This is a genomic window from Tenacibaculum sp. Bg11-29, assembly GCF_002836595.1.
Taxonomy (GTDB): domain Bacteria; phylum Bacteroidota; class Bacteroidia; order Flavobacteriales; family Flavobacteriaceae; genus Polaribacter.
In genome coordinates this window covers 4394247-4420427 of sequence record NZ_PJBB01000003.1, presented here as the reverse complement: position 1 = coordinate 4420427, position 26181 = coordinate 4394247, and the positions used below count along the sequence as shown (strand labels likewise).

Annotated in this window: 21 protein-coding genes and 1 other RNA gene; 10 read left to right on the top strand and 12 right to left on the bottom strand. The window is 28.2% G+C overall.

All coding sequences use genetic code 11. From position 1 onward, the window contains the following. Nucleotides 1-279: 279 nt before the first annotated feature. Nucleotides 280-2364, top strand: coding sequence for a WG repeat-containing protein (locus tag CXF68_RS19880; protein WP_198553865.1), 2085 nt, complete (start codon nt 280-282; stop codon nt 2362-2364). Nucleotides 2365-2769: 405 nt separating this feature from the next. Here the strand turns inward: CXF68_RS19880 and CXF68_RS19875 are convergent, their stop codons facing one another. Together CXF68_RS19875 and ssrA are read right to left on the bottom strand one after the other, a co-directional pair. Then, on the bottom strand, nt 2770-3543 hold the full coding sequence (locus tag CXF68_RS19875; RefSeq protein WP_101047047.1) for a LexA family transcriptional regulator: 774 nt from the start codon (nt 3541-3543) through the stop codon (nt 2770-2772). A 224-nt stretch (nt 3544-3767) separates the two neighbouring features. Beyond that, nucleotides 3768-4162, bottom strand: a transfer-messenger RNA (tmRNA) gene (gene ssrA / locus CXF68_RS19870). 196 nt (nt 4163-4358) lie between these two features. On the opposite strand from ssrA, the gene CXF68_RS19865 reads away from it, so the two are divergent. The 3 genes from CXF68_RS19865 to CXF68_RS19855 all read left to right on the top strand — a co-directional run bounded on the left by CXF68_RS19865 (nt 4359) and on the right by CXF68_RS19855 (nt 6927). Further along, nucleotides 4359-5567: an NAD(P)-dependent oxidoreductase gene (locus CXF68_RS19865; RefSeq protein ID WP_101047044.1), complete on the top strand. Its 1209-nt coding sequence runs from the start codon at nt 4359-4361 to the stop codon at nt 5565-5567. Between the two features lie 43 nt (nt 5568-5610). Then, nucleotides 5611-5826, top strand: coding sequence for a DUF3820 family protein (locus CXF68_RS19860; RefSeq protein ID WP_028887519.1), 216 nt, complete (start codon nt 5611-5613; stop codon nt 5824-5826). Nucleotides 5827-6099: 273 nt separating this feature from the next. Beyond that, nucleotides 6100-6927: a GEVED domain-containing protein gene (locus tag CXF68_RS19855; RefSeq protein ID WP_101047042.1), complete on the top strand. Its 828-nt coding sequence runs from the start codon at nt 6100-6102 to the stop codon at nt 6925-6927. A gap of 104 nt (nt 6928-7031) precedes the next feature. On the opposite strand, the gene CXF68_RS19850 is transcribed toward CXF68_RS19855, so the two are convergent. The 5 genes from CXF68_RS19850 to CXF68_RS19830 all read right to left on the bottom strand — a co-directional run bounded on the left by CXF68_RS19850 (nt 7032) and on the right by CXF68_RS19830 (nt 10820). Further along, entirely contained in the window at nt 7032-7937 is a 906-nt protein-coding gene (locus tag CXF68_RS19850) for a transporter (protein ID WP_101047040.1), read from the bottom strand. A 103-nt stretch (nt 7938-8040) separates the two neighbouring features. Beyond that, nucleotides 8041-8406 carry a DUF2809 domain-containing protein gene (locus CXF68_RS19845; RefSeq protein ID WP_101047615.1) on the bottom strand — a complete coding sequence of 122 codons (366 nt, stop codon included), beginning with the start codon at nt 8404-8406 and terminating at the stop codon, nt 8041-8043. 67 nt (nt 8407-8473) lie between these two features. Next, entirely contained in the window at nt 8474-9859 is a 1386-nt protein-coding gene (gene creD / locus CXF68_RS19840; RefSeq protein WP_101047038.1) for a cell envelope integrity protein CreD, read from the bottom strand. Nucleotides 9860-9912: 53 nt separating this feature from the next. After that, nucleotides 9913-10209, bottom strand: coding sequence for a transcriptional regulator (locus tag CXF68_RS19835; protein WP_028887514.1), 297 nt, complete (start codon nt 10207-10209; stop codon nt 9913-9915). 2 nt (nt 10210-10211) lie between these two features. Beyond that, entirely contained in the window at nt 10212-10820 is a 609-nt protein-coding gene (locus CXF68_RS19830) for a hypothetical protein (RefSeq protein WP_101047036.1), read from the bottom strand. Between the two features lie 364 nt (nt 10821-11184). Between CXF68_RS19830 and CXF68_RS19825 the strand changes: the two genes are divergently transcribed. Next, the gene (locus CXF68_RS19825) at nt 11185-12450 is read left to right on the top strand and encodes an ATP-binding protein (RefSeq protein WP_101047034.1); all 1266 of its coding nucleotides are present in this window, start codon (nt 11185-11187) and stop codon (nt 12448-12450) included. Nucleotides 12451-12465: 15 nt separating this feature from the next. Continuing rightward, nucleotides 12466-12819, top strand: coding sequence for a DUF1801 domain-containing protein (locus tag CXF68_RS19820; RefSeq protein ID WP_101047032.1), 354 nt, complete (start codon nt 12466-12468; stop codon nt 12817-12819). On the opposite strand, the gene CXF68_RS19815 is transcribed toward CXF68_RS19820, so the two are convergent. Genes CXF68_RS19815 through kdsA form a run of 3 tightly spaced genes read right to left on the bottom strand, consistent with a single transcriptional unit; the run spans nt 12816 to nt 15623 of the window. Beyond that, nucleotides 12816-13778, bottom strand: a complete 963-nt coding sequence (locus CXF68_RS19815; protein WP_101047030.1) for a transglutaminase domain-containing protein — start codon at nt 13776-13778, stop codon at nt 12816-12818. The genes CXF68_RS19820 and CXF68_RS19815 overlap by 4 nt on opposite strands. Nucleotides 13779-13810: 32 nt before the next feature. Continuing rightward, nucleotides 13811-14764: a transglutaminase domain-containing protein gene (locus tag CXF68_RS19810; RefSeq protein WP_101047028.1), complete on the bottom strand. Its 954-nt coding sequence runs from the start codon at nt 14762-14764 to the stop codon at nt 13811-13813. A 40-nt stretch (nt 14765-14804) separates the two neighbouring features. Next, on the bottom strand, nt 14805-15623 hold the full coding sequence (kdsA, locus tag CXF68_RS19805) for a 3-deoxy-8-phosphooctulonate synthase (RefSeq protein WP_101047027.1): 819 nt from the start codon (nt 15621-15623) through the stop codon (nt 14805-14807). 90 nt (nt 15624-15713) lie between these two features. Here kdsA and CXF68_RS19800 point away from each other — a divergent pair, with 90 nt between their 5' ends. The 4 genes from CXF68_RS19800 (at nt 15714) to CXF68_RS19785 (ending at nt 19327) form a co-directional block, all read left to right on the top strand. Next, nucleotides 15714-16709 (top strand): M28 family peptidase, encoded by a 996-nt coding sequence (locus CXF68_RS19800; protein WP_232771689.1) that lies wholly within the window; start codon nt 15714-15716, stop codon nt 16707-16709. Between the two features lie 169 nt (nt 16710-16878). Next, nucleotides 16879-18360 carry a S8 family serine peptidase gene (locus CXF68_RS19795; protein WP_101047023.1) on the top strand — a complete coding sequence of 494 codons (1482 nt, stop codon included), beginning with the start codon at nt 16879-16881 and terminating at the stop codon, nt 18358-18360. Between the two features lie 95 nt (nt 18361-18455). Further along, nucleotides 18456-18977: a DUF4136 domain-containing protein gene (locus tag CXF68_RS19790; protein ID WP_101047021.1), complete on the top strand. Its 522-nt coding sequence runs from the start codon at nt 18456-18458 to the stop codon at nt 18975-18977. Continuing rightward, nucleotides 18977-19327, top strand: a complete 351-nt coding sequence (locus tag CXF68_RS19785) for a TfoX/Sxy family protein (protein WP_101047019.1) — start codon at nt 18977-18979, stop codon at nt 19325-19327. Before CXF68_RS19790 ends, CXF68_RS19785 begins: the two co-directional genes overlap by 1 nt. 32 nt (nt 19328-19359) lie before the next feature. Here CXF68_RS19785 and CXF68_RS19780 read toward each other — a convergent pair whose 3' ends face one another. Continuing rightward, nucleotides 19360-19806: a hypothetical protein gene (locus tag CXF68_RS19780; protein WP_028887504.1), complete on the bottom strand. Its 447-nt coding sequence runs from the start codon at nt 19804-19806 to the stop codon at nt 19360-19362. Nucleotides 19807-19853: 47 nt separating this feature from the next. Next, entirely contained in the window at nt 19854-26009 is a 6156-nt protein-coding gene (locus tag CXF68_RS19775) for an alpha-2-macroglobulin (protein ID WP_101047017.1), read from the bottom strand. Nucleotides 26010-26181 lie beyond the last annotated feature (172 nt).

Sequence of the window (26181 nt, the reverse complement as noted above, 5' to 3'; positions counted from 1 at the left end):
GTTCTGAGTAAGAAGTTGTGGAGGTATATGTAAAAGGTATCCTTTTTAAAAATATTCTACAAAATAAAATGATGGAGTATCATTTCCTATTAACGAGTGTATCTTAAAATTGAGTACTTAAAAGATAGGTGTAGTTTTTTATCACTTAAAGTCAATTCTTTTATAGTTATATACTAATAGTAAAATTGTTATTTTAGAGACTACTGAGAAATACGGTAGTTATGAGTTATGTTGGTAATAGTTAAACTCAGTAATCCACAATTAAATAATTTAGGTAAAATGAAGCAAATAATTACCCTATTAATAATATTAATTTTCAATATTAGTTGTAGTCAAGAAACCAAAGAAGAAACTTTTGATATTGAAAAAATAAAACTCACTGAAAAAGAAAAAATAGAATTAAATAACGTTCTTAAATATTATAAGAATTTTACAATAAAAGAAATAAAAGCTAATTTTGAAGAAAGTATAACTGCTGTTGAGGATGGAATTTCAAATGAAAAAGAATATATCTTTGATAAGGATAGCCTTGTAAAGGAAGAATATAGTCTTCCTTTTCAATTATACCTAAAAGGTATAAAAAAACAAGTAGAAGCTCTTAAAAAAAGCACTTTTTTAATTCAGAATTTTAAAAATGATAGTATCTATCTTAGATTTGATACTAAAAACAGATTCTACACACACTCTCATGAAGATAAAGAAGTATTTAAAGACATATATACTTTAAAGAAAAAATATTTGAATACACAAAAAATTGATACAACCTTTAATAAAGAAGCATTTTTTAATTTTGGTTATTTTAATATAAATTTTGGTAAAGCAAAATATATAGATAGTCTATTAATTACTGCTAATATTAACTACACTAAATCATACGATACAATTGTATTTTCTAAAAAAGAAATACTTAAAAATAAAGAAGGTATAATAATAAGGAATATTAGCAACAACTATATTCATTTTGAAAACAATAAGAATGTAAATTTTTTTAAATTGGAAGCTTATAACTCTAATGGCAGAAAATTAAAGAAAAAAAAGAGTAGAAATTATTCTCCAAATACAATTAGAAAATATAATAAAGAGCTTCTAAAAATATTAGAAAAGGCCTATCAAAATATTAAAAATATAGATAATCATCAAAAAATAAAAGAAGAAATAAAAAAAATAAAATACAAAATTATATTACTAAATCGTAAACATAATGGTTCACAATATAGTTTTCATGGTAATATTGATAAAATAAAATTTTATATAGAAAAAGAAAGAGAAAGTTTAGATTTCGATTTTATTGCTAGGAATAAATATCCTTCAACCTTTTATTTGAATGAACTAAAAGTAGAAACCTTAGTGATGAATACTAAAAACGAATTACTTTTTACAATTCCTGATACAAATTTTGAGTATTTAAAATATGATAGCTTTAATAAAAGAAATACTTTTTATTTAGCTAAAGATAATAATGATGAGGCTGAACAATATTATTATTTAAATGTAGAAAAACAAATCTTTAAAAAAGTAGTTCATGTTGAAGCACTTTCAGAAAATTTGGTAAAAGCAGAACTTGAAGAAGAAGATAATTATTTTTATGCTATTTTTAATAGCAATAAAGAGAATGTTTCTGGTTTTAAATATTTAGACATAGTAGTAGAAAAATATAATGAAGAGTTTTATATTATTGCGCAAAAAAAAGATAAAACATACACCTTTATTAACAACAAAGGAGAAGAGATAGGTACAAAAGGTTTAACTAATATTAGAACATCTTGGTTTAAATACGCTCCTATAGTATCTGCTATTAAAAATAATAAAATAGGTTTTGTAGATAAAAACGGTGAAACAAAAGTACCTTTTATATATGATATATATAATAAGCAATTTTCAGATTTAGAAATGAAAAAAAATAATTTATTTGGACTAATGGGACTTAATGGAAAACTTTCGATTCCATTAATTTACAATAAATTAGAACGATTTTATAACAACTTGTATATTGTAACGAAAAATGGGTATCAAGGTATTGTAGATATAAATAATAAAATTATTTTACCAATAAAATACAAAATTTGGAAAAATGATTTAGAAGACCTACATCTGATTACCTGTAATAGTAAAGCAGGCTATATTAGCAAGGAGGGAAAGATAATAATTCCTGAAATTTATAAAAAGGATGGTTCTGACAATTTTAGTCATGGTTTTGCTCAAGTTTGTAGAACAGAAGATAATAAATGTGCTATTATAAACGAAAAAAATGAAGTTATAATACCTTGGACAGATGCAACAATTAATTATAAGTATCATGAAGGAAAACGTACCTATACTATAGGTTCTAAAACCTACAATTACTTATTACAATTAATTGAATAATATTTGAATTTTATATAATAAAATGATTACTAGCAAAGATGTAAAAAACATAGAGCTTTTTGTCAATATCAAAAGTTCTGTGTTTATTTACAAAATCCGTTAAATATGAAATTAAGTATTTAAGAGAAAAAACAAAAATACTTTATTAACTGCCCAAAGTTTCTTATACTAGCATAATTTTATTATGCTAAAAAAGGTAATTATTTAGATAGTAAAAAATCAGAGAAATGGAAATCTTATTATAAAAGTAGGAATTTAGAAAAAGAAGGAGGTTTTATAAATGGTTATAGTAGGGGAATATGGAAATATTCTAATAAAAAAGATGAATTATTACATATAGTCGAATTCAAAGAAAATTCAGTGGAAACAATTTTTTTAAATGATAAATTAAAAAAGTAATATAAATTACCCTATCGATTTTTTAAGCGCTTCTAATTCTACCCCCAACTCATTAAACATATTTATAATGCTGCTTAATTTTAATTCATGCTCTTCATACTCTTGTGTATTAATACTACATGTAAACTTCCATAATTCTAATATTTCAGAAACGGGAACTTCATAAGGTTGATAACTTGTGTTGTCTGGTTTTAATAAAAAAGACTGTTTTTCATCAACTAAATTTTCTAACCTTTTATAAGTCATTCCATCATCTTTAGTTACTACAATATAAGAATAACCACTTTTCGCTTCTTTTATGTTCTCAATAAACTCAGCTACTAAATAAGAACCATCCTTCATTGGTAGCATAGAATCTCCTTTTATAGGAAAAGCTCGGTGTTTGCCAGTAGGTAAAAAAGGCAATTTTATTTTTTCTAGTTGCTCTATATATTCAGGGTCATCATAACCTAGCAAATAACCAGCAGAAGCTTTAGCAGGTACAACTTCTATTAAATTTTCATTATTATCATCAATTGCTATTGGGAATAATACTCGCTTGTTACCAACTTCAATAAAAGAAACATCTTTGGCTTTGGTTAAATCATTTTTAACAATAATATCAATAGGAAGTTTAAAATATTTAGAAAAATCTATTAAAAACTCAATCGTTGGTGAAGATCTATTTTCTTCATAAGAACTTATTCTAGATCGCGTTACTGATAGTTCTTCAGCTAAAGCCTCTTGAGTTAGCTTTTTTAAAGTTCTTAAATGTTTGATGTTTTTTGATAAATTTTCCATGTCGCTACATTTGTGAGCAACAAATGTATGTATTTGTAGCTGATTTTTTGGTGTAAAAAAAATATTTTACGATTGAATTTAGTCACTCTTTTGAAGATTAAGTAATAGGGGAGTTTTAACTATAAAAATGCACTGTTTTATAATTGTGTTTAAAACAATTAAATTATTTTTAATTGAAAACTTAAAATTAAAACCCCTGTAAACATAAAGTTTACAGGGGTTCTTTGTGGAGACGCCGGGAATCGAACCCGGGTCCAAACAAGCAGTTCAAATGCTTTCTACATACTTATTTCTTTCTTAATTTTCGACTAGTAACTGATTAAGAACATTCTGTTAATAGCTTATCTTCTTTAGTTTCAAAAACTTGCCGAAGTTTCAAGTTTTCTATATTTACTTTTACGATATCCAAAAGTGAAGCGCCGTAAATCAAGGCTATCCGTGGACATAAAGCTTGCACACCTTGTGTGCCTAGGCTAATCCTACTGTGATTCGGATTAAGCAGCTAAAGCGTAGTTATTCTCGCCGTTTAAAAAGTTGAAAAAAAGTTTAACGAGTTGTCTCTTCACTCCTCGGTATGCTTACATTATCGCTGATCTCGCTGTCAAAACCAGTCGTCCCCAAATATGTTAAAGAACACAAATCGTAAAGTTTCAAAACAATAGTTACAATACATTTGTTTAAAACCTAAAAATTGTGGGGAGCAAATATATGAAAATACTATTTGTACAATACTTTTAAATCAAGTATTTTCGCCTACGTTGTATTAATTTACAACAATTGTAGTTAATTTGTTTAATTTTATACAAAAAAGAAGAATGAAATTCGGTATCATCAAAGAACGCAAGAATCCGCCAGATAGAAGAGTGGTTTTTTCACCAGAAAAACTTCAAGAGTTTAAACAACAATTCCCAACTGCAGAAATAGTTGTAGAAAGTTCAGATATTCGTGTTTTTAAAGATGAAGCATATAAAAATGTAGGAATAGAGGTTGTAAACGATGTTTCTGATTGCGACGTGTTGTTGGGCGTAAAAGAAGTTCCGTTAGAAGCTTTAATATCTGGGAAAAAATATTTTTTCTTTTCACATACCATAAAAAAGCAGCCATACAATCGTAAGCTGTTAAAAGCGATGTTAGAAAAAAATATTGAAATGTATGATCACGAAACCATTATAAAACAAAATGGTGCACGATTAATAGGTTTTGGTCGTTACGCTGGTTTGGTAGGAGCATACAATGGTTTTAGAGCTTTAGGTTTACGAGAAGAATTATTTGATTTACCAAAAGTAGAAACACTTAGCGATTTAGATGCTGTAAAAGCAGCACTTAATAAAATTACCTTACCAAATATTAAAATATTACTTACAGGTACAGGTAAAGTTGCTAAAGGAGCAAAAGAAATTTTAGACCATTTAAAAATTAAAGAAGTTAGTGACGCACTGTATTTAACAGCTGATTTTTCTGAGCCAGTGTATTGCATGGCAGATGTTATGGAATACAATAAACGTACAGATGGTAAAGTAGGAGAAAGATTCGCTTTTTATAAAGACCCTAGTGGATATGAAAGTAACTTTATGCCGTATGCTAAAGTAACAGACTTTTTTATAGCGGGTCATTTTTATGGAGACGGAGCACCGTATTTTTTCACAAAAGAGAATGCAAAACAAGACGGTTTTAGAATAAAATACATTGCAGATATTTCTTGTGATGTTAACGGACCTATTCCTTCTACAATTCGTTCTTCTACAATTGCAGATCCTATATACGGATATAACCCAAAAACAGGAGATGAGGTAGATTTTAGAGATGAAAAAGCAATTACGGTAATGGCTGTTGATAATTTACCTTGCGAGCTACCAAAAGATGCTAGTGAAGGCTTTGGAGAAATGTTTTTAGAACATGTAATTCCTTCTTTTTATAACAATGATAAAGATGGAATTTTAGAGAGATCTAAAATGACAACAAATAAAGGGAAATTAACCAAACGATATTTATATTTGCAAGATTACGTAGACGGAAAAGAATAAAAATAAAACCCCGCATTTAGCGGGGTTTTTTATAACCAAAAATATGTTGCCAGATAAACAGTTTTTAATTGATACTGCAAGAATGAGAATGCCCTTTGGTAAATATAAAGGAGTTTACTTAGTTGATATTCCTGAATATTATTTAGTGTGGTATAAAAATAAAGGGTTCCCTGAAGGAAAATTAGGTAAAATGATGGGGCTGGTATACGAAATGCAATTAAATGGTTTAGAAGAAATTTTGCGAAAAATTAGAGATTAATTTTATATTATTATTCTGAGTTCGAATACTATTGAAAAAAATCACTTATAAAGTGATTTTTTTTTCGTTTTTATGTTATTCCTATATTAAATTAAGGTTTTTTGTTTTTAGTAAGTTGTTGTTTAATAGATGGTTGTTTCGCTTGTTTATTGGTTGTTTTATTTTTCGTATAGATACAGTTTAGTAACATTTAAAACCACGTTAATTAACCATAGCGAATTAATTTTGTCTTATAAAATGAAATTAAAGTTTAAATTTTACTAAGAAAAAAACATGAATACGAAAAAACAATTATTAACAGGAGTATTGGTATTACTAGCGCAATTATTTATTGCTCAGAATAACGAATCAAACGGATTACAAGATACTACGCAAATATATTGTGAAAGTACCAATGAAAATCCAAGAGGGCAACATATTACAGAAGTTGGTTTTTCTGGAGTTAGAAATACAACTACATATAATAGTGGCTATGAATTTTACGAGTTTAATAATATAAATGTAACTAAAGGACCTTATACGAATTTAAATGAGGCAGGATTAATTACTATAAAGGTTGAAACGGCTTGGAGAAATACAAAAGTTGGGTATTGGGTTGATTGGAATCAAGATGGAGATTTTGATGATGTATCTGAAGAAATGATATTAAGTAATGTAAAGTATCCAACAAAAAATGAATGGTTAAGTTTTTTTATAGTTCCAAATTCGGCTAAACTAGGAAGAACAAGAATGCGTGTTAGAGCTGTTTATGCTGATCAAATAAGCTCTTGTGGTGATGAGTGGTTTGGAGAAACAGAAGATTATATTATTAATGTAGTTGCACCTCGTTCAAAAAGAGAACGTATGGTTTCAGTACAAGAAAATATTGCTTTTCCTAACCCAAGTACTAATGGTAGTTTTACCTTTTTATTTAATAAACCAACTACTAATATTACTTTTAAAGTATTTAATAGTAATGGTATTTTAATACGTAGTGTATTAAATCAAAATACTATTGATAATAAATTGATGTTAGATTTATCTGATTTTAATTCAGGTATTTATACAGTACAAACAATTTCTAGGCAAGCATTAGAAACAACTAGGTTGGTTATACAATAATGAGTTTTAAAAACAATAGGAGTAGATAAATAGTTACTAAATTTATAATAATAAAAACAAGGCTTATCTAGTTATAGATAAGCCTTGTTTTTATTATTAAGTTGTTATTTTAAAGATACATTGTAAGTTAAACCAGCCGAAAAGGTAGTCGATTCACCTATGTTTCTACCATCAATTACTTTACCAAATCCTAAACTAACGCCCAATTTAGGAATAATGTTTTTATATATAGTAACGCCAACACTACTATAATCTACATTAGTCTCAGGAAAATTACCTTTAAAAGCAGGAGAGCCAATATCAACACCTTCTTCAGAGTTAAAAAAATCACCCCAAGCTTCAATGTAAATAAATTTACTAGCATATCCAATTTTAGCTTTAGTAACAAAAGCATTAGGAACTCCAAAATCTTTACCAGGTGTTAAGTTATTATCAGCATCACCTCTAAGGTTATAAGAAGCTAAAACTGTAGAAAATAAACCGCTATCAGTGTTTAAATGTAAACCAGCAGTAACATCAAATCCGAATGCTCCACTTCCAAGAGATAAAATTCCATTAGGTTCATACCCAGTAGGAATAATAGCTGTAAGACCAGTTATAACATTTAAGTTTACTTTTTTAAAATTAAATTTATAGGCATTCAATTTTAAAGCTATTGAAATATCTTGTAATTCAGATATTGAATTTTTACCATTTACAGGGTCTGCAGCTCCTGTTGTATTATCAGCAGAAATAAAAGGTACATTTATTACAGCCGACAAACGGTCAGTAATTCCATATTTAGCGTAAAGAGAAATAATATTTTGATTTATTTCTCCGTGAACAGGAACACCTTCATTTTTTACATCAGCTACATAAAAAGCATCGTATTTACTAATAGAGAAAGAAGACGTTATAGATAAATCACCTTTTTTAGATGTAAATCCATCTAATAAGCCTTGTGCATTTACAGTAGAATACATGGTTGTCATTGCAACAACAAATAATGCGATTAGTTTTTTAATTTTCATTTTTTTAAATTAGATTCAATTATTCGTCGAAATCAAAATCAAACATTACATAAAAATAAATTTTATTAAAATAACGAAACCTGTCTTTTTATTAATAAATGAATTATTGTTTCTTTTGAATCACCAATTCAATAATTAATACAGTAACAATACCTAATGCATAGGCAATTAAATCACCATAACTAAAGGTATTACCTATTATAATATTTGCCATTCTAGAACTTTCTAAACCAAGCATTTTTACCAAATTAAAATTTTGTAATATTTCAATACTAAAAGAAAAAATTAAAATTGAGATTGCTAATTTTTTAGGAGCAATATTAAAAAAAGACTTTACGAAATAGTAAAGTAGCATTACAACCAGAAAATCACCAAACGTATGTCGTATAAAACCTGATGTTTGTGCAATAACAATTTCAGTTATAAATAGTAATACAAAGGTTATAAAACTTTTTAAATTGAATTTCATATATATAATTTTTAAAACGTAAAACTTCATGTATATGAAGTCTTACGCTGTTTAGTAACAAATCTAATTATCCGTTTTGCCAATCAATTTTTCTAGAAGCATACATTACCGATGCTAGAATAACAAAAAGCCCAACACTACCAACAAGTAATGCGTAATTTTCTAATTGAATTATTATAAAAATAAAAGCATATAAAGCTATTAATGATAGCGCTATGAATATCGGAAATTTCATTCCTTTTAATATCGATTTTGAATAAAGTGAAATTAATCCAATTACAGCGATTCCTGAAACTATATATGCCTTTAAAAAACTACTATGCTCTGAAATAGAAATTAATAATGTGTAGAACATAGTTAAAGCAACACCAATCATTAAGTACTGAAACGGGTGGATAGAAATTTTACTCATTGTTTGAATAAGAAAAAAGATTAAAAAAGTTAAACCAATAACTAAAAATCCATATTTAGTAGAGCGCTCACTCTTTTGGTACTCATCTACAGGAATCATAAAGTTTACCCCAAAAGCATAATCTTTTAAATTAGGAATTCCTTTAAAAGATTGTTGAGGAAAAGGCCTGTTGATATCTAAAATTTTCCAGCTAGCATCAAAACCTGTTTTAGAAATTTTATCAGAATTATAGGGTAAGTATTCACCAATAAAATTAGCGGTTTTCCAATCAGACTTTATATTTATATTAGTTTCTTTACCAACAGGTATAAAACGAATTTGTTTACTACCATTAATGTTTATGTTTAAGCTAAAGGCAACATCATTTTTAGTAGGAATATCATCTTTATTTATAAACTTACTTTCTAGTTTATGTAAATCAAGATAGCCGTTATTATAGGTGTTATTAGAATTGTTGTTTTTATACTTAGAAGTAAAAGAATATGTATTCTTATTCAATTTAATTTCAACCAAACTATTAACACCTTTTAAGTTTGAAGTTTCTATTATTAACCGTGCTTTATTCCAAAGAATATCTTCTTTTGAAATATCCATTTCGCTAAAATCAGGTTGTGTAAAGCTTCCCGAAATATTAATATTACTGTTGTAAACGGCTGTTTTATAAATGCCACGTTTCTTTTCTTCAGGATTTATAGTAGAATTTACATCCAGTTTTTTAGGGAAAAAATAACCATAATTAATCTCTTCAACCATTTCGGTTTGCACTTCTTTGGTTTTTTGATTTACAATTGATTTTTTATGATATGTTTTGTAAGGTATTTTTAAAATAGGACCATATAGTAAAACTTCTTTACCCCATTTTTTATTTATTTCTTTAACAACTTCTTGCTGTCTGTTCATGCGTTCATAAATTAAACTTTTAATAAATGATAGTGGAATTAATAAGATTAATATTAAGAAACCAACCATAAGCATTCGTGCTGTGATTGATGTTTTAACCCATTTTCCAAATCTTCCGTTTTGTTTGTTTAATGTTTCCATAGTATGTTTATTTAAAAGAACTTTGTTTTTCAAAGTTGATATGTAAAAAAATATTATTTATTTTTAATTAGCTTTTCTAAAGCCTCTATATGTTTCTTAAATTCTTGTTTACCTAAGTCTGTTGCGTAATACCTCGTATTTGGTTTTCGGCCTATAAACTGTTTTTCTACCCTAATAAATTCAACTTTTTCTAAAGCTTTACTATGGCTAGCTAAATTACCATCAGTAGCGCCTAACAATTCTTTTAGTGTTGTAAATTCAGCATACTCATTAACCATAAGAACAGACATTATTCCTAGTCGGATTCTATGATCAAAAGCCTTATTAATATTTAGAATAATATTTTTCAAAACTATTTTTTGTCGTATTTATAATACATTAAAGTACCGTAAACTATATGCATAACACCAAAACCAATTACCCAAAACCAAAAACCATAACCAATAAAGTATGAAGCTAAAAGACCAAGAGCAATTTCTATATATCCTAAATATTTTATGTCTCCAAAAGTGTGTTTAGAGGCATTTATTAAAGCTAAACCATAAAAGAGTAACATTAATCCGCCTGTTTGTCCGTAGCGGCCTTGACTTAAAATAATAATAATATAAATTCCTCCAGCAATTAAAGGCACCATAAAACTTGTTAATAATCGTTTAGTTGTTGCATCCCATATTTTAATACTACGCTCATTCGCTTTTTTAGTTGTTAGAAAAATAGCAGTACCAATACTTAGAATTAATACAAGTAATAAATCTAAAAAAGCAAGTTGAAACACCCAGCCATCAAGTAATAATTTACCGTTTGAATGATTATTTACTAACCAATAAGCAAAAGCAGCACCAATTAACGCGTAAATACCAGCTAAAATACCCGAAAGACCGCTCAATGAAATAAATCGAGATGATTTATTCATTAAGTTTTTAATTTCTGAAATATCTTTTAAATAATCTTGTGAATTCATTTATAAAGAACTTTGAAACGCAAAGTAAAGTGTTTTATTTCATTTTTACAAATTAAATTTTATATAAAACTAGTAGAGAATAGATATTAAAATCATAGGAGTGCTTAAAAACTATTTTATTACTTCTTGATTTTACTGAAGTTTGAATTGTCGTATAAAGGAAAATTTATTTATTTAAAAACAACTCTTAGAGTGTATAATAAGTTTTTAATATTAAAAATAAGAAGGGAGTAAAATACATCTAAATTATGTTAGGTACTAATTAACTAAAAAGTGTATTTTAAAGTAAAAAACAGCTTTTATAAGTATATATTAATAATATACTTTTATCTTGTATGTTAATTTTAAATAAATAATTTTTAAGATGTTAAAAAGTATTGGTAAGTTAGAAGATTTTGAAATTAAAAACATAAGTATTGTTTTTCTTATGATGAGTCCTGGCTTATTTTTGTACTCTATTTTAATTTTTAGTGTAAACCCAAACGCAACTGAAATTTATGGAGCTAGAGAAGTGCTATTCTTTTTATTTTTAATTGTTGGTTTATTGCCTTTTACAAAAAATAAAAAAGTACTTGAAAATTATGGATGGATTACTTTTTTTTCTCTATTTATTTTTGGTCATTATTTAATATATACGACTTATTTTAATAATTTTAGTTTAGATTATTTATTAGGAACTTATGTATCTGTTTTTGGTACAGTATTATTACTTAAAGATCGTTTTTTAATAATTTTTTTTTCTGCTACATGTTTACTTCATATTTATTTTAGATTATTTAGTTCAGAGGTACCAGCTATCGATGAAGTAGCTATTCTAATATCAATGACTACTATTTTCTTTTTTTCTTTTATTATTTTAAATAATTCTCTAACGTATAAAAAAAAGCTAATTAAGAATAATATAAAGTTAGAAGAAGAAGTGAAAATAAGAACTAAAGATTTGCTTGAGAGAACAAATATTTTAACAGAAAAAAATAAAGAACTAGAAGAGTTTGCATACGTTATATCTCATGATTTAAAAACCCCAATAAGAAATGTATATACCATAACACAATGGTTATTAGATGATCATAAAAGTGTTTTTAATGAAGAAATAAATAGTAATTTACAGTTAATAAAAGAACAAAGTAACCAAATGGAGTTGTTGGTAAATGGTATTTTAGAATATTCATTACAAAAAAAACAAGGTAATTATAGTTGTGATATAGACTTAAATAAAATGTTAACTAATATTGCAAAAGCCAATTCTAGAGCAAAATGTAGAGTCTTATTAAAAGACACTTTTCCAAAGGTAAAAGGTATTGAATATCAGTTGTTACAGGTGTTCCAAAACTTAGTTCAAAATGCTATAAAGTATAATGATAATGAAGAAAAATTGATCAGTATAGGTTATAAAACGGTTAATCAATTTTATCAATTTTCTATTGAAGATAATGGTATTGGAATAGAAGAAAAGTATTTTGAAAAAATTTTTAAATTATTTCAAAAGTTAGAAATAATTACAGAAAAGGATTCTATAGGTATGGGTTTGGCGTTAGTAAAAAAAATAATTAATACAATGGGAGGTAAAGTTTGGTTAAAGAGTAAATTAGGAGAAGGAACAATTTTTTACTTTACAATACCAAAATAATTTTTAAGGAGGAGAATGAAACCAGCAGAAGAATACATATTAAACCAGCAAGAGCCGTTAAGAACTATTTTATTGCATCTTCAGGTTTTAATAGAAGCTAATTTTACTGAAATAGAATTATTGTATAAATGGAAAATTCCTTTCTATTACTTAAAAGGTAAGCCTTTATGTTACTTTAATGCCACTAAAAAAGGTTATATTGATGTAGGTTTTTACTCTAAAACAACATTGAAAATGTATAATGAATTTTTAGTGATAGAAAAAAGAAAGGCTGTCAAATCATTGCGTTATTATACGATAGAAGAAATTAAAGAAGAAATATTAGTATCAGTTTTACTAGAAGCTTATACGATTAGAATATCAAATTAATGTAATTTAATTTTATATTCTAAAGCCAATTCATTTTCGATGTATATATGAATGTTGGTGTTTCTTTTAGGGTTTTTAAAATAAATATCAGTTAAAGAGTTTTTGCTTTTAATTACAGGTATTCTAATTTTATCATCATCAGAAAATATATACTTAATATTGGTTATGTCTTCAGGGTTCTTAATTTTTAAGTGTATTCTATCATCGTTGCTTACAATTATCTTACCTGTATTAGGTTTTAAAAGACCAATTTTATACTTAAAAAATGCATTTTGATAAAAAGGCTCATTACAAAATTCTTTTAAAGGCTTTTGGTTTAAGTAACGTTTCCAGAATTTACTAGAAGGAAAGTGAGTTAATCGTAATTTTTCTTTTTTAACATTAAAATAAGCTAGATCTATTTTTTTCTGCCAAACTTTATTATAAATATAACCAGCCCCATAAGTAGCATCAAATAATAACCAGTTATCTTTGATTTTTACAGCATTCCAAGCATGATTTTTACTTTTAGGGATGATACCTATAGAATTAACTGATGATTTAGAATAACCATAAATCATTTCACTCTCTAGATTAATTAGGTTGCATAGTTTATTAAATAGTAAAGCATTTTCGTAACAAACTCCTCTTTTATTTTTAAATGCCTGATTAATTAATTGACTTTCTTTTCGATCTCTAGCCCTTTTTAAATCAGATTTAGTTGTATGAACTATAAAGTTAGGAGGTGTTAATGTTTTGTTTTTAAGTGTATTGTAGTCTATGTTTAAAGCGATCCACGTATAAATAGCTCTGACTTTTTCTATTTCTGTTTTAAAATCGTAGTCAATTCTTTTCGCTAATCCCTCAACAGATTCAGCTTTCATATAAGAAGATATTATTTTGTCAACTTTTTCTAAATCTTGAGAAAATAGATTTTTATTTATAAAAATAAATAAAAAAAGTACAGCAAGTTTTTTCATGAAGCAATTGTTTTGTTATAAATATAGTAAATCTATTTTAGAAGAAACTCTAAGACAACTTCTTTATCTATAATCAAATAGAGTTCTTTGCTGTTAGTAGGAGGAGTAATACTAATTGTAACGATGTTTCCTTTAAAAGTAGTTTTTGCTTTTTTTGCATATTTTAGGCCTTTAAAACCACAGTAAATAGATTGGTTGGGTTTAACATTTTTAAGTGTAAAAACAATTGGTGCATTGATTTTTCTATGAATAATACCAGTATTTGGCTTTACTAGATGGTATTGCTTTTTAAGAAAAGAAGACGTGTAAATAGGTTGTTTAAAATAAGTAGTTAAACTCATTTTTTTTACACGTAATCTCCATAAAGAGTCTTCAGGAAAATGAGTGTAAAAATATTTTTCTTTAGGGATGTTAAAATAGTAATCATTAAAGTTACGCTGCCAACGACCGTTGGTAACTGCACCAGCAGCCCAAGTAGCATCAATATAAACCCATTTATTATTAATTTTTACAGCATTCCAAGCATGATTGGCGCGATTTTTTATTTTACCAATATCATAAGAAGAATTTCGTACGTAACCTTTTATAACTTTATTTTTAATATTTAAAAGCGTACAAGTTTTACTAAAAGCTCGAGCATAACCTTCACATAAAGCAGTGCTATTAGAGAATGTTTTTACAGCAAAAACATCTTTTATCGCTTTTAATTTTTCTTGCTTTTCAGCTTCATTTTTATATCTAAAGCCTATTTTTTTTTGCTTAGGGTTATAAAACTCATTTAAATTATAACTAATATTAAATGATAACCAGGAAAATACAGCTCTTGCTTTTTCTTCATCTGAATTAAAGTCAATTGCTATTTTATTTGCTAGTTTCTCTGCGGTTATTAATTTAGGGTAAGTTTTTATTTTATTATCTACATAAGAAAAATCTTGAGCAAATAAAGAAAACACAGTAAAGAGTAAAAGAAAATAAAGTTGTTTCATCTTAAGGGGTTATAACAACTTTATTTATCAAAAATTGTGCCTATAAATTTGTTATAGTTTTTCTAATGGTAACTAAGTTGGTTAGTAGTTTTTCTAAATAATCAAGATGTAACATATTTGCTCCATCACTTTTTGCATTTGCAGGATCAAAGTGAGTTTCAATAAATAAACCATCAACATTGTTAACTACTCCAGCTCTTGCAATTGTTTCAATCATATCTGGTCTTCCACCTGTAACACCGCTTGATTGATTTGGCTGTTGTAACGAATGTGTTACATCTAAAACAGTAGGAGCGTATTGACGCATTGTTGGAATACCTCTAAAATCAACTATCATATCTTGGTATCCAAACATCGTTCCTCTGTCGGTTATCCATGCTTTTTCATTACCAGCATCGTGTACCTTTTTAACAGCATGTTGCATAGCTTCAGGACTCATAAATTGCCCCTTTTTTAAATTTACAACTTTACCTGTTTTAGCAGCAGCTACAACTAAATCGGTTTGACGAACTAAAAAAGCAGGAATTTGTAAAACATCAACATATTCAGCGGCTTTATATGCATCTGAAACTTCGTGAATATCAGTTACTGTAGGTATATTAAAAGTTTCAGAAACTTTTCTTAAAATTTTTAATGCTTTTTCATCACCAATTCCCGTAAAACTATCAATTCTACTACGATTAGCTTTTTTAAAACTTCCTTTAAAAATATAAGGAATCTCTAGCTTATCAGTAATAGTAATTACTTTTTCTGCAATTCGCATAGCCATTTCTTCACTTTCAATAGCACAAGGTCCTGCCAAAAGGAAAAAATTATTAGAATCTGTGTGTTTTATATTCGGAATAAGTTTCAAGTCCATCTTTATAAATTTTCTACAAAATTAAGAAATTTAATTGGCTATATTTAACCTTTTAAATTAAATAAGAATCAATAGTATAAATAGAATATGATGAAAAGAATAATATATGTATCGGCACTTATTGCCTCGTCGATGTTATCATGTCAAACAGTAAAAAAAGGTAATCAAAAGGTAGGTGTTAGTACCGTAGTATTATCAACAAATGTTGATGCTGATTTAATTAGTATAGATTCTTCTCTTGTTAAAAAACACTTATACACTTTGGCATCCGATGAAATGGCTGGGCGTAAGCCAGGAACTGAAGGTATGGAAAAAGCAACGAGGTATATAGAGCAAGAATTTAAACGTATTGGTTTAAAAACATTTGCTGGTTTAAAAACGTATCGCCAAGAATTTACTTATAAAGGTATTAAAATGAGTAATATTATTGGGGTTTTAGAGGGGGAAAGTAAAAAAGACGAATTTGTAGTTGTATCTGCACATCACGATCATTTAGGTACAAAGAAAGGTGGGGAAGGTGATCGCATTTTTAACGGAGCAAATGATGATGCCTCTGGTGTTGTTGGTGTTTTGTCTTTAGCCGAATACTTCACAAAAAAAGGTGTTAATGAGCGTAGCATTTTATTTGTGTGTTTTACTGCTGAAGAAATGGGGTTAATTGGTTCGAAGCATTTTGGTAAAGGAATTGATGCAAGTAAATTTATTGCTGGAATTAATTTAGAAATGATTGGTAAAACGCCAAGTTTTGGGCCTAATACAGCTTGGTTAACAGGTTTTGAGCGTTCAGATTTTGGTAAAATTATTCAAAATAATTTAATTGGTACAGGGTATCAATTATTTCCTGATCCATATAAAAAATTTAATTTATTTTTTAGATCTGATAATGCTTCTTTGGCTCGTTTAGGTGTTCCTTCTCATACTTTTTCTACAACACCAATTGATGTTGATAAGGATTATCATAAAGTATCAGACGAAGCTGAAACTTTAAATATGACTGTAATTACTGAAACAATTAAAGCAGTAGCTAAAGGAACAGAAAGTATAATTAAGGGAAAAGATACCCCAACAAGAGTTGTTATAGAATAGTAGTATATTTTCAAGAAATAAATTATTTAAAAGAGCCTATGGGCTCTTTTTTTATTAATATTAATTATTGTTTAATTGATGTTAAATTAACTTTTTAATTATGTATTTCGTTGATTATTAGTGTTTGTTTTGTTATATTCGTTAAATTTTAAATTTAATCCCTTCAAAAATGAAAAAAAAATTATTAAGTTTAGCTGTTGTTTTAGCAATGTTTTCTTGTGCAGATAATGAACTGTTAGAAGCTCCAGAGCAACAAAAAGAATTACTTACAAAAAAAGAAATTAATACCATTATTAAGAGCTCATTAGCGTCTACAGGTGATTTTAATTGGACTGGGCAGACAGCTCATACAATTTTGAGTGCTGTAAAACATGGAGATGATATTTTAACAATTGGTTATGGTACTTCTAAAAGTAATTTTGCAAGAAATGCAGCATCTAAAAATATTAAAGACGCGTTAATTCAGTTAGTTCGTAGTTCAGAAAAAACTTCAGCGAGAGGAACTAGTGAGTTATATGTTAATGAAACAATTAATGTTATAGATATTAAAGTAACGAATAAAGAAACTATTGAGTCTTTATTAAAAGATAGTAGAGTACGATATATAGAACCAGGTAATTATCAATTCTTAGAATCAAATAATCAGGAACGTTCTTCTTCAGGAGGTTCAGGTTGTGGTTACGGTACGGCAAGTTTAAGTACGAATGATTACCGTACTATTTCTCCAGGAGCAAGAGTACCTTGGTCTTTTGATGCACACAAAATTCCACAAGCATGGAATTATAGTACAGGAGCAGGTGTAACAATTGCTATCATTGATTCTGGTTTGTCGCCAGAACAAAAATGGATGAACCAATATTTTAATGATGGGTATTCTTCTGGAAGAACTGTTCAGAAGTATGGGACATTTGTAGATTCTTGGTGGGCTTGGTCTAATGATTATGACGGAGTAAATGATAAGTGTGGACATGGTACTAAAATGGCAGCAGTAGCAACGGCGCCAAGAAATAACGATAACCTACCAGTAGGAGTTGCTTATAATGCGAATTTAGTAAGTTATAGAGCTGTTGAAAATGTGTTTATTAATGATTATCATGAGAAAAGGGGAATTGTTGAAGCTTTAACTGCTTTGGCAAATAGAAATGATGTAAAAGTAATTTCTATGTCAATAGGCTCACCTTTTAATATAGGTAACGTTTCTGACGCAATTAAATATGCACATAGTAAAGGTAAAATGATTTTAGCAGCAGGTGGTACTTCAACATCAGTTACTACTTGGTATGGGGTGATTTTTCCTGCAAGTATGTCAGAAACTGTTGCTGTTACTGGTGTAAGAGAAAATCAATATAACAAATGTGATGTTTGTCATACTGGATCTAAAATTGATTTTACGATTCAAATGCAAAGAACAAATGGGACCGATAATAATGTGCCTACATTAAGTTATTATAATAATCAAGCTAATTATGTAGGAGGATCATCAGTTGCTACGGCAACAACTGCAGGTATTGCAGCTTTAGTATGGGCTAAGCATCCATCTTGGTCACGCGCACAAGTATTGCAAAAAATGAAAGAATCTGCAGATTTTTATCCAAGTAAACATGCTGAATTTGGATATGGAAATATTGATGCTTTAAAAGCAGTTCAATAAAAAATAAACTGACTAATTAAAAAAGCTTCGAGTAATCGAAGCTTTTTGCATTTTTATAAGGTATGATTATTGATGTAGCATTGTAAATTATTTTTATGAAACTATTAAAATATCTTTTTTTATTATTTATTGTAGGTTGTTCTTCAACTAAAGTGATTTATGATTACGATAGTAAAACAAATTTTGAAAAATATAAAACATTCAACTTTTTTGAAGATGCAGGTAATGGTTTGAACGAATTGGATGTAAAAAGAATTACAAATGAATTGTTGTATAAATTACAAGAAAAGGGGATGAAATTATCAGATACTCCTGATGTATATATAAATATTGTTTCAAAAGAAAGTGAGGTTGCAAATAGAAATACTATTGGACTTGGAATAGGAGGTGGCGGTACTGTTGGTTTTGGTATTTCAGGCGGAATACCTATTGGAAGTAAAAAAATGAATCAGCAGTTAACAATTGATTTTGTAGAGCGTAAAAATAATGAACTTATTTGGCAAGGAATTGCAGAGAGCGAGATAAAAGAAAGAACTACACCTGAAGAAAGAGAGCTGCATTATAAAAAAGTAATTGAAAAAGTGTTAGTGAGTTACCCACCGAGTAAAAAGAATTAATGGCATATAATGAATTTTTATCAGATAGAATAACACAGTTTTTTAATGAGAGTGACGTTCATTTTTATGAAAAAAAAATGTTTGGAGGTCTTTGTTTTATGGTAAATGATAAAATGTGTGTTGCGGTAATTAAAGATGAAGTAATGGCACGTATAGACCCCAATATATATAAAGACTGTTTACAGAAAAAAGGGTGTAAAGAAATGAATTTTACGGGTAAACCAATGAAAGGTTTTGTGTTTTTAACTGAAGAAGCAATAGATTTAGATGAAGATTTTAAAGGTTGGTTACAATTGGCTTTAGATTATAACCCTTTAGCAAGAGCTAGTAAAAAGAAAACCCCCAAATAATGGAGGTTTGTATTGTTGTTTATTTTGATAATTTAGAATTGGTAACGTAGCCCTAAACCAAAATCAGAATTAAAACCGTCATAATAATCACTAAAACCAATCTCTGGTCTATAATCTAAAGAAAGTACTAATGGAATGTCGAAGTTGTATTCTATTCCAACTACACCTGCAGCAAAAATAGCGCTATTACCACTAGCAGAAGCAATACCTCCACCAGCACCAGCAAACCAGTTAAATTGATTTTCTATTTCCCATACCCATTGGTAAAGCCCAGTTGCTTTAAAAGCATTACCTTTTCTTATACCTAAATCGATTTCTAATCGATTAGATCCACTTAATTTTCTTTGGTAAGATATTTCGGCACCAAAACCACTATTGTCACCAAAACGAATACCAATCGCATTGTCTGCAATGTCTTGTGCATTAGCTGTTAATGTTGAAATCGTTAAAAACCCAATAAATAAAAATAGTTTTTTCATAATTTAAATTATATTAAAAAGTAATACCTATTAATGTAGCGGCTAAATTAGTTAATTATTAATCGTTTTCCTTTAGAATGGCTACTAAATTCAGGAGCATACATACTTTGTATAGTTGTTATGCCATTGCTAAAATTACCAGCATTGTTAACACGAACATCATATTCAAAAACATAAACTCCCTTAGGTAAACGATCAAAAAAGAAATTTGTTGCAGCATCTTTTGTTGCTTGATAATATCCTAAACGATCTTGCCATTTGTATTGCGAAAGTACATTTGTTGGTTCTACACCAGATGCTCGCATGTCTTTCATATGAATAAATTCCATATCTCTGTCTGAACTAAGCGCTATTCTTACAGTAATTAAATCACCAACTTTTAAATTGGTTTTATCAGTAATTTTAATAAGCTCTTTTCCTGTATCAGTATTTACTTTTTTAAATAATTTTTTGGTTAATTTTAAAGGTGTTTTAGCAGATGTAATTTTATCTAAATCTTCAAAATATTGCCAGTATAAACCTCCCCAAGCAATCCCTTTTCCTTTTTTAGAAATGGTTACTTCACCCATAGCTGGTTTTATATGATTTCCGTTCCAAGATGTTTTAAAATAACCTGTACCAGCTTCTACTTTTACATTTTCTAGTTTAGTAGTTTCAATTTTTTGATCTCCAATTTTTATGGCAATCATATCTGTAATTGAAAGCCATTCACTTCCTTGTAATAATAAAGCATATACAGCTTCTGTTGTAGCTTTGGTTGTTTTCCAACGGTTGGTTTGCTTGTTTTTAAGTAACCATATTTTTAGATTATCAACCGTTTTAGTATCGTTTTCAATTTCAGCAAAAGCTTCTATTAATAAAGCCTGTGTTTCAATAGGGGCTTGGTAATTATAATAACCAGCAACATTACTTTTCCAGTACATTCCTAGCTCATTAGAAGTAATACTATTTTCTTTTAATGATTTTATAATTTTTGTTGAAATCGTTTTATTATTATTTCTAAATTGAATTAATGCAATTTGTGCCTTAGCATACAATTGATAATCATTCCAGTAAACAGCGGTTTGATTTTTATAATATGCAATTGCTTTTTTAGCAGTGCTAGAAGCAGCTGTTTTTTCATAAAAACTACGCATGTATAAATATTGAATAGCAAAGTAGCTTAAATGATTTTTCTTTAAGTAAGCTTCATATTTATCAATTCCCTTACTAGCTTTTATCTTATTTGCTTCCTTTAATAAATCATTGTATTGCGCTACTATTTCTTCATCTAAAAAGTGGATAGCTTTTTGAAGCATTTGTGTTGTTGAGGTCTCAAATTTACGTACGCCTAATTGTTTTAAATGACCAAAACCACTAACAATATGTTGTGTAATATATCTATTCACATAATTCCCTCCTTTAAACCAAGGGAAACCACCATTACTCATTTGCATATTTGCAAGCTTATTAATAGCTCTTTGTTGCTCATTGTCCATTTTATTTAAATCGAATAACAATGCAATACGCTTTTTTTGTTCCGTTTCTGATTGCGCATCTCGTAACCAAGGAGTTTCTTGAATAATTAAGGATTTTAATTCCTGATTTTTTTCAAGATTAGATAACAACGCATCACTAGATTTCCATTGTTTAAATACTTCTTGAATTCTTGGGTTTGAATTTGCAATATGACTAGCCAAAGTATTGGCGTAATAACGAGCGAAAGTTTGTTCGCTACATTCATACGGATACTCCATTAAATATGGCAACGCTTGTATTGCGTACCAAGCTGGGTTTGATGTTACTTCTAAAGTAAGTTTATGGTGTTTTAAACTAGACGAAGCATTGTTTTTTAGTTTGTCTAAACTAAACGTTTTTGTTTGGTTTGAACGAACCCACATTGGCAATGTTTCGGTAACTAACATGCGGTTAGATAAAACGGGTAAAACATTTTGTTCTCCGTCAGAGAAATTACCTGCTTTGGCGATGATTTTATATTGAACTGCTTGAATGTTATTAGGAATTGCTAAATTCCACGAAACACTTGTGTTTCCGTTTGTATCGACATTAAAAGATTGGTTTTTTGATGAATTATCGAATAGATTAATCTCTTTCCCTGTAATAGCATCTGTTAAAATTAATTGAGAAATACCTTGTAAATTTTTATCTGACAGATTCGAAATTTTAGCACTCAATGTTATTTTATCACCTTCTCTTAAAAAACGTGGAGCATTTGGGGTAATCATTAACTCTTTTTGAGTTACAGCTGTTAGCGTTTTAGTTGCCGATTGTAATTCTTTAGTATGGGCAAGTAATTGTAATTTCCATTTTGTTAATGCTTCAGGAGTGGTAAAACTAAAAGTAATGTTTCCTTTTTTATCAGTTGTTAAATGCGGGAAAAAGAAAGCTGTTTCTTGTAAGTTTTTACGAATTTTAATACCTTTTAAAGATGTTTTTTTCTGATCTTCTTTACTGGTAGTACTATTAGTGTTCATAGCAAGAGGAGCATCTTCTGCAGACTCATATTCTTCTTGCACATCATTTTCTTGCATGTTTATACCTGCAGCTCTTCCTTTTAGTTCTTGAGATGTTTCAGCTAAAGGCACACTCATTTTAGCTTTTCGACTCATCATCATTTTACCTGGTCGATGATTATTATTAAATGCAAACCCAAACCAATTTAGTTGTGCGTATTGTTGGTTTTGATAATTGTAATTAGTGTATTTGTTGTTGTAAAGTCTAAAACTGTTAGTTCCAAAACTATGTTGGGCATTTAGAGTGTTTCCGTACGAGTAATAAGTTGGTGTACTTATTGGAGTAAATTGCCAATTATGAGGTTTAAATTCATCTAAAGAAGCATCGTACATACTTGCTAAAACTTCAGCAGTAACTTTATTTTCTTTGTCGTTTTTAATTGTGAAACTCCATTTTTCGGGTGTGCCAGGTTGTAGTTTGTCTCTAAATGTATTTGTTTCAATAGTTATAAGTTCTTGTTTATTGATCACTGGAATATTAACAACTCCTGAAACAAAAGAATTATAATTAACAAAATAATATTTTATTGCAAACCCACCAATATCTTCTTTATTTACTGGGAATTCAATTGTTTCTACACCGTTATTTAAGTGAATTAATTGTGTATTCGTAATTTTATGATTCTTTTCTGTTTCAACTACTATAGTAATGTTATCTGAAGCAGAACCAACTTGTAAACAAACGTTATCGCCAACATTGTAATTGGTTTTATCTAAATTGTAGAAAAATAATTTACTATCGGCTATTTCTTTTTCGATTGTATTGGTAACGGTAAAATAAGTTTTATCGGTTACTTTTTGATTAAATTTATCTTTTGTGTTTAAAATAGCAATGTATTTACCCGAAGTCCAGATTTTAATGCTCTTCAAAGCAATTTCTTTTGATTTTTTAGTATCGAACTTTTCATCAAAAACTAATTCCCCTTTTTTCCAATCTTTTTCATTTACTTCCTCTTTAGTATATGAGTCATGCGGAAATAATTTTCTGAATTCATTTTCAGAAATATCTTGATAATCAGGAGTATTCCAAGGTCTTTTTCGTAATGGATTTTTTGGAGCTTGTAATTTATATATTTTTACAGTTCCTATTGCAGCAGCAAACTCTTCGTTTAAATTTTTAGTAGTAATTTTTATTTTCTGCTGTTTAGCTTCTTTGTTAAGAGTCGAGTTTATTTGCAAAGAGGCTATTAAAGCATGGTAGCCTACCTTTACAATTATTGTTTCGCTGCGTGTTTCTCCATTTATATCGGTAACATCAGCTGTAACCTCATAGTTGAAAATAGGTAAATCGTCTTTAGAAACACTTTCATCAGGAAGTGCTTTAAATTTTATAGAAAAACTACCTGCTGCATCAGTAATGCTTTCTCCGTGAGTAATTTCTTGTGAGTCTGAAGAATAACTAGGTTTACGCCAATACCACCAGTTAGGATATTGCACCTTTCTGTGTACTCTATACACAACTTTAGCGTCAGTTATATTTGCGCCAGAAAAAGCTTTTGCAAATCCATTTACAGTAATATTATCGTTTAGTTTAAAAGTTTTGGTAATAGGTTTAAATGCTGTTTCAAACTTTGGGCGTTTGTATTCTTCTACAGAAATAGAAGTTATATAGTCTTTTTGTTCAAAATTGAAGTTACCATTATTATAAAAGAGACTTTCTTTTTTATTACTCTTGTTTATAGAGAAGGTATACTCACCAGTTAAACCATTGTTAGGTAGTATAATTTCTCCAGAAGCTGCGCCAAACTCATTTAATTTTAAATCAAGCTTTTTTACTTCTTGGTTATTAACATCATTTAAGGTTACTTGTATGTATTCGTTTGTAAAAGGAGTTGATTTATCTTTTTTATTTTGAACAAAAATTGTTTTAAAATACACTGTTTGCCCTGGACGATAAATACTTCTATCTGTAAAAATGAATGGCTTTACTTTGGTAGTTTCATTTAATGCATTTATATTTTGTTTTTGGTGTTTATATAAATAGTAATTCCCAAAAACAGCACTGTCGTTACCAGAAGTAACTGTTGCCGAAACATTATAATGTGTGTGGTTGCTTTTAAAAGTAGCAAAACCATTTTTATCGGTAATTAATTTTTTATTTAGGCTTGTTTCTGCTCTGCGTTCATTATTTTTTAATAGTATTTGAGCATTTTTAATAGGTTTACCTGTATTTCTATTAACTACTTGATAGGTCTTTGTGTTATTTTGTGAGTTTTCAATTAAAACTAAATCACTTATTTGAACATTTGCAACGGCATACAAGCCTGTATTGTTTAATGTGCTATTTTCATGCGCTACAATTAAATAATTACCTTGCGTAAGTTTAGGTACAATTACTTCTGTAGTATGAGATAAGTAATCATGTTCGTTTCTTAAATCATTGTTCCAAGAATTAACTTGATTTAGTTTGTTTATGAACTTTACACGATCTTCTTCTTTGTATGTTTTATTTAATTCTTCTATCTGAGTTCTATTAATCTTAAAAGTTGTAAAGTATAATTTACTAATATTGTTATAAGTTACTAATAGGCGAGAAGATGTATTTATTGGACTGAATTTTTCTGATACAATAGCAAGTGCTTTACTTGTTATTTGTTGTTTTAATAATTCACATTTTTTAGCTCCAGTACTTTTAGGAAATTGCTTGATTACTTGATTGCAAACAGCAAGTGCTTCTTTGTTTTTAAAACGAACTTCTTCATTTTTTTGATATGTATATGAGTTTGCTTGTTGGTTGTATATTTTAGCTATTTTGTAAGTATACAATCCAGAGACTTCATTTGTTTGATACTTTTTTTCACTTGTTTTTAGTGTTTGTAAAAAAAGTTGCTCTTTATTTTGAAAAGTAGCGTGTTGATTTATAAAATTTAATCGTTCTAAATCTACATCAACTAATGCATCTAAATTCCCGTTCCTTAAGTGGAAGTTAAGTAGCTCTTGGTAAATTTTTAGAGCATTAAATTGAAGAGATAATGCATCTTTTGTTTTTAAATTTATTTTAGAAAAAGTACTTGCATCGCTTATTAAATTTTTAGTGTCAATTTTAAATTGATAGGCTGGTTTTGTAATATTAGTTTCAGACGTTTTGTAAAAACTAAGAGCGTTGTGTGCTAAGAAATCAAATAGGGTAGGGCGGTATTTTTCAGAATCTTTAGAAGTGTATAAAATGTCATTAAATTTATTAATGTCTGTTTGTTGTAATAGTAAACCGTTTTCTAAAGATTTTTGATAATGGGCATGAATTTCAGCAAAGAGTGTATCTAAATCCCAGGTCCTAAAATCGTTTTTGTTAACCTTATCAGAAGTTTTAGTTCGTTGATAAAATTTCCATCTATTTTCTTTAAAATATTGCCAATATAGATTGGCTAAAATATTTTCTAATACGTTTTTGGTAGGAAAACTACTTTTATTAATATGTTCTTTAAACTGATTAATAATTTTTAGTTGCGCATCTTCTTCTAAAGTTAATGAGAATTTACTTTTATAAAATAAAGATTTTATAATTTGTGGAGTATTTTGAGCAACTTCCGCTTTAGCGTAAATTGTATTTACAACATTTAAAGCCGATTTGGGAAGGTTTTGTTTTTCAAATTCCTGTACTTGCTTCCAAAGATTTTTGTAATTCTCTTGAGCTTTTAGTGTGGTAGAGAATAGTGTAATCATAAATAACAGTGTTGTGATTTTTTTCATAACTTATGTTTTGATGCCCTAAAGCACGCGTAAATTAAAATTAAAAGCAATCGATAATTAGTTAACAACCTATTTTAAGAAGTAAAATTGTGTATTGACTGAGTTTAGCTATAAAGATAATTAATAATTATTGTAATATTTAGATTGTTTACAAAACAAAAAACGAGCCAAT